Genomic DNA, 18,679 nt, shown 5'->3' with positions numbered 1-18,679 from the left:
GATTTTCTTTTGATAAGCTTTCAAATATAGCAAGATTCCTATCTATTCAAAGTTACAGGGCATCTTTCCCTTCATCGGCATGGTATTCTTTTTCAATAAGAGAGACCGCTTTTTGCAAAATAAGGTTGTTGGGATAAGTGATCAATTCCCCTTCAAGCGTGCGAAGGTGCAGGTGAAAGGCCTTTATATCCTCGATCACTGCTTCTATTGGCAGATCCTTGTCATGAATTTTAATGCGGCTTCCAATCTTGTATGGAAAGGAGAAGAAAAGAATGATTCCGGCTGTTATATTACTAAGAATGGACCAAATGGCGAACATGGCAACTCCAATTATCGCAAAGACCGAAGAAAAGATGAGTGCCAGCTCCTGTGCATTATAACCCCAGGTGAGAGAGAGCAGGAAAATAGCCAGAATGGTCACCAAAACGTTGATATACTTAAACATCAACCGGGTACGGGTGACGTGGATCCCGCTGTTGTGGCCCACACGATTGGCTGTTTTTTTAAGAATAAACTGGAAGATCCATAGTACCAGCATTATGGCAAGGGTAGTAAGGATCTGATTTTTATTAAGAAGAAACAGTTCGGTCATTCCGGAATTAAATTTTTACAAAGATAATTTTTACAGCAGGAATAGTTCTTCGGTTCAGGTTTTATTCTGCAATTTCCCTTAATGTTTGGTATACCAAATGGGTGGGAAGCCCTACAACATTGAAATAACTGCCTTCAATATGTTCTACCCCAATGAGGCCAATCCATTCCTGAATTCCATATGCTCCGGCTTTGTCAAACGGCCTGAAATTGTCGATGTAAAACTGAATTTCATCTTCTTCAAGCCTGCTGAAAGTGACGCGGGTAATAGCATGAACAGTGCGCAGCTTTTCTGAAGTCATGAAACAAACGGAAGTAATGACCTCATGGGTTTTACCTGAAAGTTCTTTTAGCATTTGAAGGGCCTGTGCAGGGTCTGCAGGTTTTTCCAGTGCTCTTCCTCCATGCCATACAATAGTGTCGCTGGTGACTAAGATATCGTCTGTGGAAAGTTCACCTTCAAAAGCAGCTGCTTTTAATTCAGCAAGATAATTTGTGATCTCTACGCCTCTCAATTCCGACGGAAATTTCTCTTCGATGGGTTTTAGTCTAATTTCAAAATCCAGTCCCAGGTCCCGGAAGAATTGTTGTCTCCTGGGAGAACCTGAAGCAAGAATGATATGATGATCTTTTAATTTTTCCTGTAGCATACTTATAGCAATACAAATTTATAAAGGCCAATAGAAAGAATTCCGGCAGCAAGAACGAATTTGAGGATGTGACTCAGTTTATGAAAATCCCTTTTGGTCTCTGCTCCTGTAAGTCTCACAAGGAAGTAGAGTAAAGGTCCCATGACCAGCAACAAGACATATAGCATCGCCGGCTGACTTTCATAAAGGTACGTATATATATAATAAAGAACCCCCGCGAGCGGCAGTAGGGTAACAGCAAAGATGATCATGTTTGTCCTTTTTCGCCCCAGTAGAACCGGAAGCGTATTATAGCCGGCGTTATAATCTCCTGTTATATCTTCCTGATCTTTAACCATTTCCCTTATAAAATTGACCAGGAAGGCAAAAACTGCATAGTCAATGAGGATGGAAAACATCACTTTTTGCGTCTGTAAATTTTGTGGGGTAATTGCCGGTACGAGATCAAAGATACCTACCATTACGATGATCATAGCTACCATGATACTCACCACAAGATTCCCCACGAGCAGGGTGCCTTTGATTTGGGTCGCATAAAAATACAGAAATGCTGAAGGCAGAATAAACAAAGCTACAAAAGAAGGTTTTCCAACAATATTACTAAGATAAAAGCCGATTCCCACACCTATAATGTTCAGGACCATGAACCAGTTCCAGGCTGTTTTCTCAGATATTGTGGTGCCGATGATAAGCTTGTGCGGTTTATTGATCTTATCTGCAACCGTGTCATGAATATCATTTATGATATTTCCTGCAGCCGCCAGGCTCATCATGGAAATTACCAGGAGTGCAAATTCCAGATGGGAAAGAACAGTAGCTATTCCAAAGGGTTCAAAAAGGAAATATTTTACCAGCACCTGGGTAAGAAGGATCATCAACAGGTTAGGCCATCTTACGAGCGTCAAAAAAGGAGATACAGCCATAGCTTAAGCTGAAACAAATTTTAACCCCACGATCGATGCGATGAGGGTAAAAAGGAAGAACAAACGCCAAAAATGCACAGGTTCCTTAAAAAGGAATATCCCGATCAATACTGTTCCGCAAGCGCCGATTCCCGTCCACACGGCATAAGCAGTGCCAATAGGTAAAGTTTGAGTCGCCTTGTACAGCAGAGACATACTAATGGAGAGACAAACAAAAAATCCTACCATCCACCAAAAAGCGAGACTTCCTGAGGTTTCTTTAGCTTTTCCAAGGCAGGTGGCAAAACCTACTTCAAATAAACCTGCGATGATGAGATAGAACCAATTCATTTATGATCGTTCCAGTTACCCTGTACTTTCAATACCTGCTCGATAACATCACGCACGCAGCCTTTACCGCCTTTTTTATGGGAAATGTACTTGGAGATCTCTTTGATTTCGGGGGCAGCGTCCTGTGGACTGCAGGGTAATCCCACCTTTTTCATAGCGTAAAGATCGGGCAGGTCGTCACCCATATAAAGTACGTTCTGAGGATCTATATCATAAATATCAAAAAATTCTTCCATTTGCTCCACTTTATCAGGGCAGCCAAGATAGATATCCGTGATCCCCAGGCCTTTTAACCTAAGGCGAACTCCTTCATTTTTTCCGCCGGAGATCACACAGATCGTGTAATTTTTCTCCCGGGCATATTTCATCGCGTACCCATCCTTAATATTCATCGTCCTCAACAATTCGCCCGAGGTGCTTATTTGAATGGAACCATCTGTAAGTACGCCGTCAACGTCAAAAATGAATGTGTTGATCCTGGCAAGGTATTCTTTATAACTTTTTTCCATGAAAGGTTTGGATTGCAGAAGTTAGTAGTTCGTAGATCTTTTTGTTTTCGTTGGACTCCAGGAGTTCCAGGTGTCCTTTAATTGTAGATTGATCATTTCTTATGGCCGGCCCGGTTTGCACCTTGGCAGGAGAGGCATTTTGAACTTTACGTGCGGTCTCGGCAATGAGAGGCTTCAAAATATCAAATGGAATTTCGCTTTTTTGACAGATCTGTTCTCCTACAGCATAAAGATGATTCACAAAATTACAAACAAAAACTGCCGAAAGATGCAGCTTCCTGCGCTGTTGTGAATTGATCTCGTAAGCCTTTCCGGAAATCATTTCAGCAAGAGATTTAAGTAACTGTAGATCTTCGGGAGTATTAGCTTCCAGACAAAAAGGAATTTCTGAATAAATTACCTCATTTTCTTTCGAAAAAGTCTGTAGCGGGTATAGCACTCCCTTTCTTTTACAGCCGTTAAGAGCTTCAAGAGCAACAGATCCCGAGGTGTGAACTATTAATCCCTGTTTATCCTGAAGTTGTGCAGCCACAGTTGGAATGACATCATCTTTTAAGGCCATAAGATAAATGTCTGCTTCAAAAAGTTCAGAGATTTGTGTGGTAATTTCAGTTTTATTCTGAAAGTAGGCAAGACTGTTTTTTGAGTGATTATAGACCTGTTTTACATGAATTCCTTCCGCAGCCGAAAAAGCTTTAAAAAGATGTGTAGCTACATTACCGGAACCTAAAAGTACGACCTCGATCATGCGGCTAAATTACCAAAATTTTTTCAACGATTCCGCTGCTGCTGCCTTATTGATAATGCGGCTTTAAGATAATTTTAATTCATAAAAAAATCCTACTTTTGCAGCGTTTTCTAAAGCAACGCCTCCATGCAGAAAAAAATTGCCTCCATTATATTTTCCACCCGGTTAATGGCCTTTCTTTTTATCGTTTTTGCTATCGCTCTTGGGCTTGGAACTTTTATTGAAAGCTGGTACAGTACGGCTACCGCAAAAGTCTGGATCTACAACGCACTTTGGTTTGAAGTGATCATGGCGCTCTTCGTCGTGAATTTCACGGGAAATATTTTCCGGTTTAAATTGCATAAAAAGGAAAAGTGGTCCTCCCTGTTACTTCACCTTTCCTTCATTCTGATACTTGTTGGTGCATTTGTCACAAGATATATTAGTTACGAAGGAATGATGCCCATTAGAGAAGGCGCTACAGAAAATACATTCCTTTCAGAAAAGACATTTTTGACCACCTTTATTGATGGGGAGATCGATGGGCAACCACGAAGAAGGGTAGTGGAAGAGGCGCTGCTTCTGGCTCCCGGAGCTTCCAATGAACATACCTTCAATACAGATTATAACGGGCAGCCGGTAAAGCTTGAGATCATTGATTTTATTCACGGCGCCGAAGAAGGTCTTGTTGAAGATCCCGAAGGTAAAAACTACCTTAAGATCGTGGAAGCAGGAGGTGGAGATCGTCACGATCATTACCTTGAGGAAGGGGAGGTCTCCAGCATACATAATGTGCTCTTTACGCTGAATAAGCCTACCGAAGGTGCTATTAATATTACCTTTGAGGATGGTGATTATTTCATCTCTTCACCTTTTGAAGGTTCTTATCTTAGAATGGCCGATCAACAGCAGGGAGAAGTGCAGGCAGACACCATCCAGCCATTAGTGCTAAGGTCGTTATACAATATGGCCGGAATGCAGTTCGTGCTTCCTGAGCCTGTAGTGAGAGGAAAATATGATATCATTCCTACAGAAGAAAAGACTGAAGGTCAACAGGACGCTGCTGTTGTAAGGGTTACCACTAATGGAGAATCTGAAACAGTGAAGTTGCTGGGAGGGCAGGGCAGGATCAATGATCCAATAAAGCTCAACCTTGGCGGACTGGAATTCTACGTACGGTATGGTTCCAAGGAATATGAACTTCCGTTTTCAATAAAACTTAATGATTTCATCGCTGAAAAATATCCGGGAACGGAGAATAGCTACTCCTCCTTTAAAAGTAAGGTGACCGTAATTGATGAAGGGCAGGAAAATTTTGATTACGAGATTTTCATGAACCACGTGCTTGATCACCGCGGATACAGGTTTTTCCAGGCTTCCTTTGATCCCGATGAGAAAGGAACTGTACTTTCTGTAAATCATGATTATTGGGGCACCTGGATCACCTATATTGGTTATACATTGCTCTATATCGGTTTGATGTGGATCCTGTTTGCTAAAGGTTCCCGTTTTGGAGAACTCAAAGTCATGCTTGAGAAAGTGAAGAAAAAGAAAGCTAAGATCATGGCTTTATTGGTAATTCTTTTCACTTCGGTTTCCGGTTTTGCACAGGAACAGGAGCATGAGCATGAGAACCCACTGGTTATTCCAAAAGCACGAATTGACTCCATCATTAAAGCCAATGTTGTTTCTGAAGAACATGCCGCGGAATTCGGGCGACTTGTAGTACAGGATGCCGGCGGAAGGATGAAGCCTGTGAATACCTATTCTTCTGAATTGCTTCGGAAGCTGAGTAAAAGTGATGATTACGAAGGTTTGACCTCAGACCAGGTAATTGTTTCGATGACTGAAAATCCTACCATCTGGTATAATGTGCCGGTGATCAATGTTAAGAAAGATAATGACAGTATTCGCCATATTGTAGGAGTGCCCGAAGATCAAAAATACCTGGCTCTAACCAGCTTTTTTGATAAGGAGGGGAATTACAAACTAAGTCCTTACCTGGAGAATGCATACCAGGCAGCAGTTCCAAACCAGTTCGATAAAGATTTTATTGAGACCGACAGAAGGGTGAACCTGCTTTACAATGCATTGCAAGGAAAGATCTTGAGGATATTTCCAATTCCCGGAGATGAAAATAACAAATGGGTCTCCTTTCCCGAAGCAGCCGAGGCCGGTTTCAAGGGCATGGACTCCGTGTACACCAGGCAAATTCTGCCCATGTATTTTACAGCTCTTCGTTCGGCAAAGGAAACAGGGGATTACGAACAGGCGAACGAGCTGCTCAATAGCATAAAAGGTTTTCAGAAAAAATTTGGGGCAGAGGTAATTCCTTCCGAAAGAAGGATCGAAACTGAGATCATTTACAACAAGTATGACATCTTTAGAAATCTTTTCTCCTGGTATATGTTTGCCGGGGTGATCATGCTGGTCTTTGTGATCTTCCAGATCTTTAAAGACAGTAAGATCATGCGGGGTTTAATAACCGTGAGCAAGGTGGTCATTATTATCCTGTTCATCCTGCATACGGCTGGTCTTATTGCCCGCTGGTATCTTTCAGGTCATGCTCCATGGAGTGATGCCTATGAGTCTATGATCTATGTGGCATGGGCAACTATGCTCTTTGGGTTGCTTTTTGGAAGGAAAAGTGATCTTACCATCGCTTCTACTGCTTTTGTGACATCAATGATCCTCATGATCGCTCACTGGAATTGGATGGATCCTTCAATAGCCAATTTAGCACCTGTACTGGATTCTTACTGGTTGATGATCCATGTATCGGTGATCGTAGGAAGTTACGGGCCCTTTACGCTGGGGATGATCCTGGGAGCTGTAGCCTTGCTTCTGATGATCTTTACCACAAAAAAGAACAAAAAGAAGATGGATCTCACCATTAAAGAAATTACCATTATTACTGAGATGGCCCTTACCATAGGTCTGGTCATGCTTACTATTGGAAATTTCCTGGGAGGACAATGGGCAAATGAAAGCTGGGGTAGATACTGGGGCTGGGATCCCAAAGAGACCTGGGCCCTGGTAAGTATAATGGTCTATGCCTTCGTGATCCACATGCGCCTGGTGCCGGGGATGAGAAGCCGCTGGTTATTCAACTTTATGGCAATTGTAGCGTTCGCCAGTATTATGATGACCTATTTTGGAGTAAACTTCTATCTCTCCGGCCTTCATTCCTATGCAAGTGGAGATAAGGTGATCACCCCGACCTTTGTGTATTATTCTATTGCTGTTGTTGGATTGTTGGGTGCTGTTTCCTACTGGAGGTTTAAAAAACACTACAAGAAGAAAAACCGCAGCCGCCTTACGCTGGAGAAGATGAATAAGAAAAAGAAGAAGAATGAATAACAAAAATCCTGCTGAAAAGCAGGATTTTTGTTTTAGTTCATGTGTGTTCCTAAACGCCAGAATCGCAAGAAATAAGTCCGTACAATTTTATTTCAATAGTTCGTTTGTCTGGTTATTGCTCAACCATTGCTATTTTAAAAATCTTTCCTGTTGTACCATCGGGCCCTAATGTCGATGAAACTGTTACATACACTTCTCCATTCATGTCCTGCCCAAATCCCTTTACAAAATATCCCAGGTTGTCTGGATAACTCTCAAGGTTTAAGGATTCATAAGACCAAGGGCCTGTGCCTGATGGAGTGGCAACAAATAATTCACCCTTAGGTTCAAAATCACTCGAGAAGGATCCGAATATATATCTACCGTTCAGCTCTGGGATCTCCGAACCCCGATATACGTTTCCTCCAATGATTGTGACTGTAATTCCCCCTCCGGGATTTGAAGCGTTGGCTATTTCGATAACGGGATCCACAAGTTCATTTCCATGTACATCAACATCCGGACAGGAATCAAGAATATTTTCGTTGTTTGAAGCATCAAAGCAAATAGTACCTTCCTTTACATTCCATCCATAATTGCCGCCTTTCTGGACCAGATTTATCTCTTCATACAGATTCTGGCCTGCATCCCCTACGATAAGAGAATTGGAGCCTCCCATATCAAAGGAAAACCTAAAAGGATTCCGAAAACCATATGCGTATATCTCGTCCAATCCGGTTTGACCAACAAAGGGATTATCTGTGGGAATGGTATATGGGCTTCCACCATCAATATCAATGCGCAGAATATCTCCCAATAAATTAGCCTCTATGTCCTGCCCATTGCCCCCTGCATTCACTTCGTACCAATCTTCCACGTGCCCCGGAGCAACATCATTGGAGTTTCCACCGTCACCTATTGAAATGTAAAGATAACCATCGATTCCAAAAGCTATAGTTCCTCCTTCATGGTTTCCCTGGGGTTGATTTACCTCCAGAATGATCTTTTCCGAACCAATGTTCACCATGGAAGGATCTGTTGCGGATATTGTAAATTCTGATATCCGGCTAATATTATTCCAGCTTTCACCTTCGGCAGGTCCACCGGCATTTGGCGGGGCAGTGTAGTAGACATAAAGCTTTCCATTAGAGTCATAGGAAGGATGAAAAGCTAATCCTAACAGTCCTCTTTCATCATAATTTGTGTTTAAGCTGACCATCCTGTCGCTTACATCGAGAAATGCCTCTTCCATTAGATCGCCATTCTCGTCAATAATCCAAACCATTCCTGCCTGATCAATGACGTATAACCAGCCACTGTCGTTGGGTGCTTCAGTTAAACCCACCGGGGAAATCATTCCTTCTGCCACGAGTAACAGGTCCATTGCCATTTCGGGTTCAGGTTCCCTGCGTGTGGAATCATCATCATTATCACATCCCGACAAAGTGCTCAAAAGAAGTAACAGGGCTACAAATTGCTTAATCCCGTTAAAAGAGAATTTTATCGATTTGAGAAAAATTATTTCTTCTTCACATTTCCATTTCATGATCCAATATTTTTTGAATTAAGCGCAGGAAACAGTCACAGCATGAGTGTGGCCGCTATCGGACGTAGAAGTTGCGGTAATTGAACTGTTGCCCCGTAAAGTGGCAAATTGTGCAGCGGTTATCGTTACCTGATGAGTATGGGAATTAACGTTACTTAAGACATAGGATTTCTCTACACCTGCAGAAACATCTTCCTTGGGTACCGTGAAACTGTGGCTGTGACCAGCTGAACTGGCTACATTACTGTTGGTCCCATTTTCGAGGCAATTGGCCTGGGAAGGTGGGTTCGGATTGGGATTAGAATCTCCCCCATCATCTGAACCTGAACAACCAAGGATCGTAATCGCAGGAATTCCTAAAAGCAAACCTGCTGTTGTTTTCCGGATAAAAGTTTTTCTGTCCATAATTCCATTATTTAGTTTCACAAATCATTTATAACAGAAAATTGGGGCCGGTATAAAAATATATTAACCAGTACAGGGGAGAGGAAGGTTAATAGCGTCGCTTTATTAAGCGATAAGACTTATCTATAAAATTAATAATAATTAAATGAATTTTATTACTTAAGTAGATAATTTTTACATGTCTTTCATTTATTAAGTTAAAAGAAAAGACATGCTAAAAAGGCTGTTTCAGATGATCTACCTGAAAATATGACATAGAAGAGAGTCATGAAGTTTTTTGCTCAACATGAAAATAATTAATCAAATTTCCCCTGCTGGTAATCCTGGTATGCCTGTTCTATTTCTTCCATGGTATTCATTACAAACGGTCCCTGCGCAACCACGGGTTCATTAAAAGGTTTGGCATGACCAAATAAGACAGTAGATTCTGCCAATGCTTCTATTCTCAGGTCTTCATCATCGTTGTTGAATTCCACCAGATGCAGCGACTGAATGATCTCTCCGTTTATCCTGATTTCACCTTTGATCACATAACATAGAATATTGTGATCTATGGGTACTTTTGTAGAAAAGACCCCTTCAGGTTCAAAGAAGAGGGTACTGAGGTGAATATCTGTAATGGTCTCGAAACCTCCGGAAGTATTATCGATCTTGCCCGAAACGACTTGAGCTTTTACTTTTCCGCCGTCTAAAGAGACTACAGGAATATCCTTTTCTTGAAGGCCCTTATATTTAGGATCGGTCATTTTAAGTTTTGCAGGCAGGTTTACCCATAGCTGCAGAATTTCCAGAGGTCCACCTTCTTTTTTAAATTTTTCAGAAGAAACTTCGGCGTGAGTAAGGCCTTTTCCAGCAGTCATCCATTGTACGCCGCCGCTTTCGATCACGCTGTTATTTCCGCCGGAATCTTTATGGGCAATGTCGCCATCCAGAATAAAAGTGACTGTTTCCATTCCGCGGTGGGGATGAGGTCCAAAGGGTAAACCGTTGTTTCCCGGAGAATATCTCTGCGGCCCATGGTGGTTAAGGAACAGGAATGGGTCGATCATCCTCAGCGACCTGGTAGGCATAGGAGAATAAGTGATAAGATCGGCAATCGGCCTGTATTCGGCCTTATAGGTTCTTTTAATTGTTCGCATAGCATGAATCCAATTTAAAATTTAAAGTTCTGGATTTACTTCAAGAGGTATTTGACCTTATTCCTTAAACCTGAATCATTTTTTATTCCTTATTTCTTACGTAAATAAGTTTGTATTTCCCTCTTCCCTGGTTTTCCCTGGATTCGATCTCAAACCTGTCAATTGAATTGATCATAGGGGTTAATTTCTGAAATCCGTAGTTACGGGAATCGAAGTTTGGCTGTTTCTTTTGAAGCAGACTGCCCACATCACCCAAAAAGGCCCATCCGTCATCATCGGCAACATCAGAGATCGTGGAAGCGATCAATTTGATCACTTTATTGGTGATCTTATCGTAGTCACTCTTCTTCGTTTCTCTTTCCTTGCTGGATTCTTTCGCCTGATTCTTTAAGATCTCGATGTAGATAAACCTGTCACAGGCCACTATAAAAGGATCTGGGGTTTTCTTTTCTCCAATCCCAATTACATTCATTCCTGCTTCCCGCAACCTGGTGGCTAAACGGGTGAAATCACTGTCGCTCGAAACCAGGCAAAACCCGTCCACTTTTTGGGAGTAAAGTATGTCCATCGCATCGATGATCATAGCCGAGTCGGTGGCATTCTTGCCCTGGGTGTAGCCGTATTGCTGTATTGGAGTCACTGCATTTTCAAGCAATACATTTTTCCATTTGACCAGATGAGGTTTGGTCCAGTCACCGTAAATTCTTTTTATCGTGGGGTTGCCGTATTTGGCGATCTCTTCCATCATTTCCTTTACATAGGCAGAAGGTATATTGTCGCCGTCTATTAATACCGCTAATCTTGTATCCATTAATTTTAACTTTCTTGATTATCCTATAAAGATAGGGAATTGACCACGACCCTGCCGAAGCATTGGCTGGATTAAGATTTTTTTAGGAAAGCAGAAAATCCTGAAAATTTAGAAGTGCCAAAAATGGCATTTTTAAGAGTGTTTTATGTTATCGGGTTCAATGTGGATAAGAATGTCTGCAATCTCGGGCATTTCATGCAACAGGCGATCCTTGAGGTCATGAGAGATCTTATGACCTTCATTGACAGAAAGCTCTCCATCCACGATGACATGAAGGTCCACGTGATAGGTCATTCCGGTTTTTCGGATATAACATTTTTCCGTCTCAATAACACCTTTTTCCTTTTGGGAGATTTCTCTAATTTCCTCCACCATATCATCATAAACGTGTTCGTCCATGATCTCACCCAGGGCGGGGCGCAGGATCAAATAGGCGTTATAGAGAATAAAGCCCGATGCAAAAAGAGCTGCCCAATCATCGGCAGTTTCATAGCCTTTGCCCATGAAGAGCGCTATAGAAATACCAATAAAAGCCATTAGGGAAGTGATGGCATCGCTGCGATGATGCCAGGCGTCAGCTTTTAAGGAGCTGCTTTTGGTCTCGTCACTTTTCTTATTGATGAACCTGTAGAAGATCTCTTTTGTAAGGATGATCGCTGCGAGTACTATAAGTGTGTAAGGTTTGGGAACTTTATGAGGAGTCTGAATGTTCTCAATGCTTTCCATAACAATAATAGTTGCCGATACCACAAGGAAACCCACTACAGCAAAGGTGATAAGAGGTTCCACGCGGCCATGGCCATAGGGGTGATTCTCATCTGCCGGGCGGGCCGAATATTTTAGGCCGAATAGGACGAGCAGGCTGGAAAAAACGTCTGTAGTAGATTCAATAGCATCTGCAATAAGTGCATATGAATTTCCAAAAATACCGGTTACCCCTTTGATAATGGCAAGAACGGCATTTCCAAAAATGCTGAAATATGCAGCTTTCACCGCCTTCGCGTGTAGTTCTGTTTTCATGGGGTAAAGTAGAAGCTAAAAGGCCGGTTTTCACCGGCCTCTGTTATTATTCTTCCTCTTCTTCAGATTCTTCCATTGTGTGATATACATGCTGTACATCATCATCTTCCTCAAGCTTTTCCAGAAGTTTTTCCACATCGGCAGCTTCTTCGGAAGTTAATTTTTTCGTCACCTGCGGAATGTACTCAAAACCGGAAGATATGATCTCTGCGTCACGGCTTTCCAGTTCTTTCTGAAGCGCTCCAAAAGCTTCAAAAGGAGCATAAATAATTATACCGTCTTCGTCCTCAAAAACTTCTTCGGCACCAAAATCGATTAATTCAAGTTCCAGTTCTTCGGCATCAAGGCCATCTTTTGCAATTCTGAAATTACACGTATGATCGAACATAAATTCAACAGAGCCTGAAGTTCCCAGGTTCCCGTCGCATTTATTGAAGTAGGAACGCACATTAGCAACGGTGCGGTTATTATTGTCTGTAGCAGTTTCTACAAGCACGGCAATGCCATGAGGAGCATAACCTTCAAAAAGTACAATTTTATAATCGCCCTGACTTTTATCTGAAGCGCGTTTAATAGCACGTTCAATATTGTCCTTGGGCATGTTGACACTCTTGGCATTCTGGATCACTGCTCTTAGCCTGGAATTTGTATCGGGATCGGGGCCGCCTTCCTTTACAGCCATTACGATATCTTTTCCAATGCGGGTAAAGGCTTTGGCCATAGCAGACCATCGCTTCATCTTTCGCGCTTTCCTGAATTCAAATGCTCTTCCCATTTCTTATTGTTACTGGTATTAACGAGCCGTAAAAATAGGAAAAATCATCAAGCTCCTAAAAAAGATTATTCGCCAGAGTCCACTATATTTTCAATGGCGCGGGCGAGTTTAAAATCCTTCTCGGTCACCCCGCCGGCATCATGGGTAGAGAGCGAAATTTGGAGTTCATTGTAAACATTAGACCAATCTGGGTGATGTTGCTGAGCTTCGGCTTCAAAAGCTATTCGTACCATGACAGAAAAGGCTTCTTTAAAATTCTCAAATTGAAAAGAGGTGTGGATTGCGTCATCCTTATACTCCCAACCTTCAAGATCTTCCAGTCTCCTGTTGATCTCATATTTATCCAGTATTTCCATAACTTCAGGTATTAAAATTTAAAGTTACACAACCTGCCACTGGCAAGGGAGCAATTAGTAGAAGATTAACAATCAGCTAACCAGGGTGCTGGCTACTACTTCCTGGATGGAGATCTGGAGGTTCTTTGGGAGGAGATTATCTTTGGGAATAACTGCCAAGAACCTGTCAAAGTTAGAATCGAAAACGTTCTTAACCAATGGTTTCTTCTCGCCTAAAGTTTCACAGATATCTGTAATAAGATCATTGTGATGGACAAGATCATTACTGCCAAGGTGAAATACTCCCTGCCGATTTCTGTTGATGATGTAATGAAGTTGCTGAGTGAGTTTTGCTTCAGAAGTAGCATTCACCACAACATTTGAAAATACCTCTATAGCTTCATTTTCCTTTAGCTGGCGCTTTATTTCGTTCACCCGCGGAGAATTGGCTCCAAACACCATAGGCAATCTTGCAATTACATATTTGTTGTTGGGAAGTCGCAGCAACGCATTTTCAATTTTGATCTTAAACCTTCCGTAGACGCTTTGCGACAGGGTCTTATCGTATTCATAAGAAGGGTAATTAGTGAAAGCGTCAAACACGTTTGCCGAAGAAAGAAAGATAAGTTTGGTGTTCTTATGCTTCAGCAGGTATTCTATGATTTCAAAATGGGCATGCACCTGGGCATCAAAGTTTCCGCGGAGGGCAGAAATGATCACATTAGGGCGCAGGTTTTCCAGCAGAATACTGATGCTTTCCCGCTCCATATCGAACTGATGAAACTTTTGGTTCTTATCGAAAAAGGCATTTTCTGAGAGATAGGTGGCGTGTGTATCAAAGTAGGGGTAAAGCTCTTTATACAGGCTGTTCCCTATAAAGCCGCTTCCCCCTAAGATCAATATTTTTTTCAAAAACTATCCTTTATAAAATGGCATTTTTACCACCGTAGCAGGAAGAGCTTTTTTACGAATTTGTATATTAATTTTACTTCCCGGGGTGGCATATTCTACAGGAACATAACCCATTCCAATTCCTTTTTCAAGGGAAGGAGACATGGTTCCTGAAGTTACATTGCCAATAACCTTGCCATTGTCATCTACAATTTCATAGCTCTGGCGGGGTATTCCGCGCTCTTCAATTTCAAAACCGATCAATTTTCGCTTCGGCCCGTTTTCTTTTTGCTCTTTTAGAGCTTCAGAATTAACGAAATCCTTTGTGAATTTAGTGATCCATCCAAGTCCGGCTTCTATAGGGGAAGTAGTGTCGTCAATATCATTTCCGTAAAGACAGAATCCCATTTCGAGACGCAATGTGTCTCGGGCAGCTAGACCAATGGGTTTAATACCAAATTCTGCCCCTGCTTCAAAAACGCGGTCCCAAACCTTCTGGGCATCTTCGTTTTTTACGTAGATCTCGAAGCCACCGCTTCCGGTATATCCTGTGGCCGAAATGATGACATTTTCCACACCCGCAAACGGTGCAACCTCAAAAGAGTAGAATTTAATATCTGTTAAATTTACATCGGTAAGGGACTGCATGGCTTCTGCAGCTTTAGGCCCCTGGATGGCGAGCAGAGAATATTCGTCAGACAGATCTCTCATGGTTGCGTCCATGGAATTGTGCTGAGAGATCCAGTTCCAGTCTTTTTCGATATTGGAAGCATTTACAACAAGTAAATATTTCTCGGCATTGAAACGATAGATGATTAGATCATCAACAATCCCGCCGGTACTATTTGGCATGCAGCTGTACTGCGCCTTACCGTCTGTAAGTTTTGAAGCATCATTGGAAGAGATCTTCTGGATCAAATCCAGGGAGTGCTCTCCGGTAATGAGGAATTCCCCCATATGAGAAACATCAAAAACACCGACCGACTTTCTTACGGTTTCGTGTTCTGCATTTACGCCTTCGTAGGAAACAGGCATGTTATAACCCGCAAAAGGAACCATTTTGGCTCCCAGTTCTATATGAGTAGAGGTTAGGGCTGTATTCTTCATATTTTAAATCAATTTGCGCAAATTTAATTATTTCAGCATGGAATGAATAGGTTTGAAGAAAATTTAAACAGAAATAAAGCTTTGCCGGAATGAGCAGTCAGGAAATTCTATATTTGTAATAATTTTGAAATCATGCTTCCATGAAGATCCTCAGTGCAAGTCAAATTAAAGAAGCCGACAGGCTTACTCTTGAAAAGCAGGAGATCTCTTCTGTAGATCTTATGGAAAGAGCTGCTACCATGGTTTTTAATGAAATCCACAGGCGATTACAGGGGGTACAGATCCCAATCAAGATTTTCTGCGGAATAGGTAATAACGGAGGTGACGGGTTGGTCATTGGCCGGCTGCTCATTGATTCAGGTTATGACGTTACCATATATGTGGTGAATTACAGCGATCAACGCTCACAGGAATTCCTGGTGAATTATGACCGCGTTAAAAATATGACCAAAAAATGGCCGGTGCTGCTAAAATCTGAAGCCGATTTTCCCGAAATAAGCTATGGAGATTTTGTTGTAGATGCCATTTTTGGAGTAGGGTTGAACCGCCCTCTTGTGGAATGGGTGGCAAACCTGGTAAAGCATATCAATAATTCCAAAGCCTTTGTACTGGCCGTAGATATGCCCTCGGGACTTATGGCCGATGCTGCAGTTGAGGATAAGGAGAGTATAATTAGAGCCAATTTCACTATAACTTTTCAGGTACCAAAAATGGCATTTTATATGCCCGAGACTGCGCCATTTGTGGGTGAACTGCAGGTCATTGACATTGCTCTTGATCGCGAATTCCTTCAGAATACTCCCGGCTCGGCTCAGTTGATCTCAAAGCCTGAAGCCAAAGCCTTATACAGGCCCCGCAATAAATTCTCCCATAAAGGGACCTATGGTCATGCCCTGATAATTGGAGGAAGCTATGGAAAAATAGGAAGCGTGAGTCTTACTGCACTTGCAGCTTTAAGAGCCGGTGCAGGGCTGGTAAGCATTTATGCTCCAAAATGTGGTTATGACATCCTTCAAACCCTGGTGCCGGAAGCCATGGTGCTCACAGATCCTCATCTCGAAATCTTGAGCAGTATCGACTTTGACCTTGATCCCGAAGTAATTGGCTTCGGAATAGGAGTGGGTACTAAAGAAGAAACGGTTACCGCGTTCGAGGGGCTTCTAAAACAATATAAAATACCTATGGTCATTGATGCCGATGGTTTAAATATACTTTCCAAAAATGTTGAGTTCCTGAAGCTTTTGCCAGAAGGTTCTGTGCTTACCCCTCATCCAAAGGAGCTGGAACGGCTTATAGGAAAGTGGAAAGATGATTTCGACAAACTTGAAAAGATTAAGGATTTCACTACTAAGTACAAGATCATTCTGGTGCTAAAAGGAGCCTATACCTTTACGGTAACTTCTGAAAATATTTTCATCAATACCTCCGGGAATCCGGGCATGGCTACAGCAGGTAGTGGAGATGTGCTTACAGGAGTAATAACTGCATTAATAGGGCAGGGATATGAACCTTTACAGGCAGCTGTCCTGGGTGTCTATTTACATGGTAAAGCAGGAGACCTCGCGGCTGCAGAGCTAAGCTACGAGAGCACTCTTGCAGGAGATATTGCCAAAAAAACAGGAGCCGCCATTTTTGACCTTTTTGAAACCGAACAAACCAACCCCAAACAATGAGAGATTGTCACTATATAAGTTCTTCTGTTCTTGATGTTGAAGAAATAAGAGGAATTATCGATAACGAAAAGAACCTTGCCTTAAGCGAAGAAGCTATTTACAACATTGATAAAGCCCGTAAATATCTCGATAAGAAGATGAAGGAGAACAAGGCTCCTATTTATGGGATCAATACCGGTTTTGGTTCGCTTTGCAACGTAAGGATCTCTTCTGAAAATCTTACCAAACTCCAGGAAAACCTGGTAATGTCTCATGCCTGCGGAACAGGAGAATTGGTGTCAAAACCTATAATTCGCCTAATGCTGTTGCTAAAGATCCAGTCGTTAAGCTATGGTCATTCCGGGGTCTCAAGAGAAACTGTAGACAGGCTTGTGGAGTTTTTTAATAATGATATTTTGCCGGTGGTCTATGAACAGGGTTCTTTGGGAGCTTCCGGCGATCTTGCGCCACTTGCGCATTTATCGCTTCCCCTCATTGGAAAAGGAGAAGTTTATCTCGACGGAAAAATTGTGCCTTCCGAAGAAATGCTGAAGAAGTTTGGTTGGAAACCTATAACCCTTCAGTCCAAGGAAGGGCTGGCTTTGCTTAACGGCACTCAATTCATGAGTGCGCACGGAGTGCAGGCGGTCCTAAAAGCAACAAAACTTTCCATGTGGGCAGACGTTATCGGAGCTCTGTCTGTAGATGCATACGACTGCAATATTACTCCTTTTGACGAGCTGGTGCACCTGGTGAGACCTCACCGCGGACAGGTGAAAACTGCTGAAAGGATAAGGAAAATCTTATCCGGGAGTGAGATCGCTAAACAGGTGAAGCAAAACGTGCAGGATCCATATTCCTTCAGGTGTATACCGCAGGTGCACGGAGCCAGTAAGGATACTTTGGATTTTGTGTACAAGGTTTTTAAGACCGAGATCAATTCAGTAACAGACAATCCGAATATTTTTGCGGATGCAGATAAGATCATTTCCGGAGGGAATTTTCACGGACAACCCCTGGCTTTGGCTATGGACTACCTGGCGATTGCAATGGCCGAGCTGGGAAATATTTCAGAAAGAAGGATCTATCAGCTGGTATCGGGATTGCGAGGTCCTGCATTTTTAGTGGATGCCCCCGGATTGAACAGCGGATTCATGATCCCTCAATATACAGCTGCGAGTATTGTTAGCCAGAATAAACAATTATGTACCCCTGCAAGTATAGATTCTATTGTTTCTTCAAACGGACAGGAAGACCATGTGAGCATGGGGGCAAATGCAGCCACAAAACTTGTAAAAGTGGTTGAAAATGTTTCGACCGTCCTGGCAATTGAGTTGTTTAATGCGTCCCAGGCGCTTTCCTATAGAAACCCTCACAAGACTTCTCCCATTCTACAAAAGTTGATCACCGAGTTTAGAAAAGAGGTTCCGCTTGTAAAAGAAGATGTTGTGATGTCGCCTCTTATTCAGAAATCCAAAGATTTCCTGGAAAGCTATTCACTAAAGGATTTTTCTTTTGAATAACTGCCTATTACCTCCTTCATCCAATCCATAGCTTCTTCCAGGGTGCTAAAGATCTTAAAGGAATTCCTGTTGGTGTAGAATTGTTGTTCTATACGGGCATTCTCACGTCTCATTTCACTTTGGGAAACCACGGCAATGGCTTTAAGTAAAGGATGCTCTGCAGAATCCCGGTAAACCATAGGATTAACTGCGTAGGAGTTGACCCGGTGAGAAATATAGCCAAATACTTCATTTTCAAATATCTCGGTTCCTATTTTCAATATCCTTCTGTTTGTTTCCACATCCAGAAGTGCGCCTTCGTTCATTTCATTAATAAGGATCCTGTCCTGAACACGGAGAACACCGCAGTCCAATTCAATTTTATCAATCATTCGTAGTAGGGATTTCAGGCGTGAAAATAGTATAA

General features: G+C 42.2%; 19 protein-coding genes. 3 read left to right on the top strand and 16 right to left on the bottom strand.

Annotated features, from left to right (window positions below; all coding sequences use genetic code 11):
- Positions 1–52: 52 nt before the first annotated feature.
- From CRO16_RS13705 to CRO16_RS13680, 6 genes are all read right to left on the bottom strand, one after another.
- Positions 53–592, bottom strand: a complete 540-nt coding sequence (locus CRO16_RS13705) for a mechanosensitive ion channel domain-containing protein (protein WP_097056962.1) — start codon at positions 590–592, stop codon at positions 53–55.
- A 61-nt stretch (positions 593–653) separates the two neighbouring features.
- Entirely contained in the window at positions 654–1,241 is a 588-nt protein-coding gene (locus CRO16_RS13700) for a Maf-like protein (protein WP_097056961.1), read from the bottom strand.
- Between the two features lie 2 nt (positions 1,242–1,243).
- Positions 1,244–2,164 (bottom strand): geranylgeranylglycerol-phosphate geranylgeranyltransferase, encoded by a 921-nt coding sequence (locus CRO16_RS13695; RefSeq protein ID WP_097056960.1) that lies wholly within the window; start codon positions 2,162–2,164, stop codon positions 1,244–1,246.
- Positions 2,165–2,167: 3 nt separating this feature from the next.
- Positions 2,168–2,494, bottom strand: a complete 327-nt coding sequence (locus tag CRO16_RS13690; RefSeq protein WP_097056959.1) for a DMT family transporter — start codon at positions 2,492–2,494, stop codon at positions 2,168–2,170.
- Entirely contained in the window at positions 2,491–3,003 is a 513-nt protein-coding gene (locus CRO16_RS13685; protein WP_097056958.1) for a KdsC family phosphatase, read from the bottom strand. Before CRO16_RS13685 ends, CRO16_RS13690 begins: the two co-directional genes overlap by 4 nt.
- A complete protein-coding gene (locus CRO16_RS13680; RefSeq protein WP_097056957.1) occupies positions 2,987–3,751 on the bottom strand; it encodes a Rossmann-like and DUF2520 domain-containing protein in 765 nt (254 codons plus the stop codon). Before CRO16_RS13680 ends, CRO16_RS13685 begins: the two co-directional genes overlap by 17 nt.
- Before the next feature lie 126 nt (positions 3,752–3,877).
- On the opposite strand from CRO16_RS13680, the gene ccsA reads away from it, so the two are divergent.
- Entirely contained in the window at positions 3,878–7,090 is a 3,213-nt protein-coding gene (gene ccsA / locus CRO16_RS13675; protein ID WP_097056956.1) for a cytochrome c biogenesis protein, read from the top strand.
- Positions 7,091–7,202: 112 nt separating this feature from the next.
- Here the strand turns inward: ccsA and CRO16_RS13670 are convergent, their stop codons facing one another.
- From CRO16_RS13670 to gcvT, 9 genes are all read right to left on the bottom strand, one after another.
- Positions 7,203–8,615 (bottom strand): PQQ-dependent sugar dehydrogenase, encoded by a 1,413-nt coding sequence (locus CRO16_RS13670; protein ID WP_218839741.1) that lies wholly within the window; start codon positions 8,613–8,615, stop codon positions 7,203–7,205.
- A gap of 18 nt (positions 8,616–8,633) precedes the next feature.
- Complete coding sequence (locus CRO16_RS13665) at positions 8,634–9,020, bottom strand: hypothetical protein (RefSeq protein ID WP_097056955.1); 387 nt, start codon at positions 9,018–9,020, stop codon at positions 8,634–8,636.
- Between the two features lie 296 nt (positions 9,021–9,316).
- Positions 9,317–10,159, bottom strand: coding sequence for a pirin family protein (locus tag CRO16_RS13660; protein WP_097056954.1), 843 nt, complete (start codon positions 10,157–10,159; stop codon positions 9,317–9,319).
- 82 nt (positions 10,160–10,241) lie between these two features.
- Positions 10,242–10,970, bottom strand: coding sequence for an NYN domain-containing protein (locus CRO16_RS13655; RefSeq protein ID WP_097056953.1), 729 nt, complete (start codon positions 10,968–10,970; stop codon positions 10,242–10,244).
- A gap of 132 nt (positions 10,971–11,102) precedes the next feature.
- Complete coding sequence (locus CRO16_RS13650; RefSeq protein WP_097056952.1) at positions 11,103–11,990, bottom strand: cation diffusion facilitator family transporter; 888 nt, start codon at positions 11,988–11,990, stop codon at positions 11,103–11,105.
- A 46-nt stretch (positions 11,991–12,036) separates the two neighbouring features.
- Positions 12,037–12,765, bottom strand: coding sequence for a YebC/PmpR family DNA-binding transcriptional regulator (locus tag CRO16_RS13645; protein WP_097056951.1), 729 nt, complete (start codon positions 12,763–12,765; stop codon positions 12,037–12,039).
- Positions 12,766–12,830: 65 nt separating this feature from the next.
- A complete protein-coding gene (locus CRO16_RS13640) occupies positions 12,831–13,121 on the bottom strand; it encodes a 4a-hydroxytetrahydrobiopterin dehydratase (protein ID WP_097056950.1) in 291 nt (96 codons plus the stop codon).
- Positions 13,122–13,193: 72 nt separating this feature from the next.
- Positions 13,194–14,012, bottom strand: a complete 819-nt coding sequence (locus tag CRO16_RS13635) for a sugar nucleotide-binding protein (protein ID WP_097056949.1) — start codon at positions 14,010–14,012, stop codon at positions 13,194–13,196.
- Between the two features lie 3 nt (positions 14,013–14,015).
- Positions 14,016–15,098 carry a glycine cleavage system aminomethyltransferase GcvT gene (gcvT, locus tag CRO16_RS13630; protein ID WP_097056948.1) on the bottom strand — a complete coding sequence of 361 codons (1,083 nt, stop codon included), beginning with the start codon at positions 15,096–15,098 and terminating at the stop codon, positions 14,016–14,018.
- A 140-nt stretch (positions 15,099–15,238) separates the two neighbouring features.
- Between gcvT and CRO16_RS13625 the strand changes: the two genes are divergently transcribed.
- Together CRO16_RS13625 and hutH are read left to right on the top strand one after the other, a co-directional pair.
- Positions 15,239–16,771, top strand: coding sequence for an NAD(P)H-hydrate dehydratase (locus tag CRO16_RS13625; protein ID WP_097056947.1), 1,533 nt, complete (start codon positions 15,239–15,241; stop codon positions 16,769–16,771).
- Positions 16,768–18,273 carry a histidine ammonia-lyase gene (gene hutH, locus CRO16_RS13620; RefSeq protein WP_097056946.1) on the top strand — a complete coding sequence of 502 codons (1,506 nt, stop codon included), beginning with the start codon at positions 16,768–16,770 and terminating at the stop codon, positions 18,271–18,273. Before CRO16_RS13625 ends, hutH begins: the two co-directional genes overlap by 4 nt.
- On the opposite strand, the gene CRO16_RS13615 is transcribed toward hutH, so the two are convergent.
- Complete coding sequence (locus CRO16_RS13615; RefSeq protein WP_097056945.1) at positions 18,243–18,644, bottom strand: hypothetical protein; 402 nt, start codon at positions 18,642–18,644, stop codon at positions 18,243–18,245. The genes hutH and CRO16_RS13615 overlap by 31 nt on opposite strands.
- Between the last annotated feature and the right edge of the window lie 35 nt (positions 18,645–18,679).

It is taken from the genome of Salinimicrobium sediminis, from assembly GCF_900215295.1.
GTDB lineage: Bacteria > Bacteroidota > Bacteroidia > Flavobacteriales > Flavobacteriaceae > Salinimicrobium > Salinimicrobium sediminis.
Note: the sequence above shows the minus strand (reverse complement) of the source record. Positions and strands in the feature narration are given on the sequence as shown.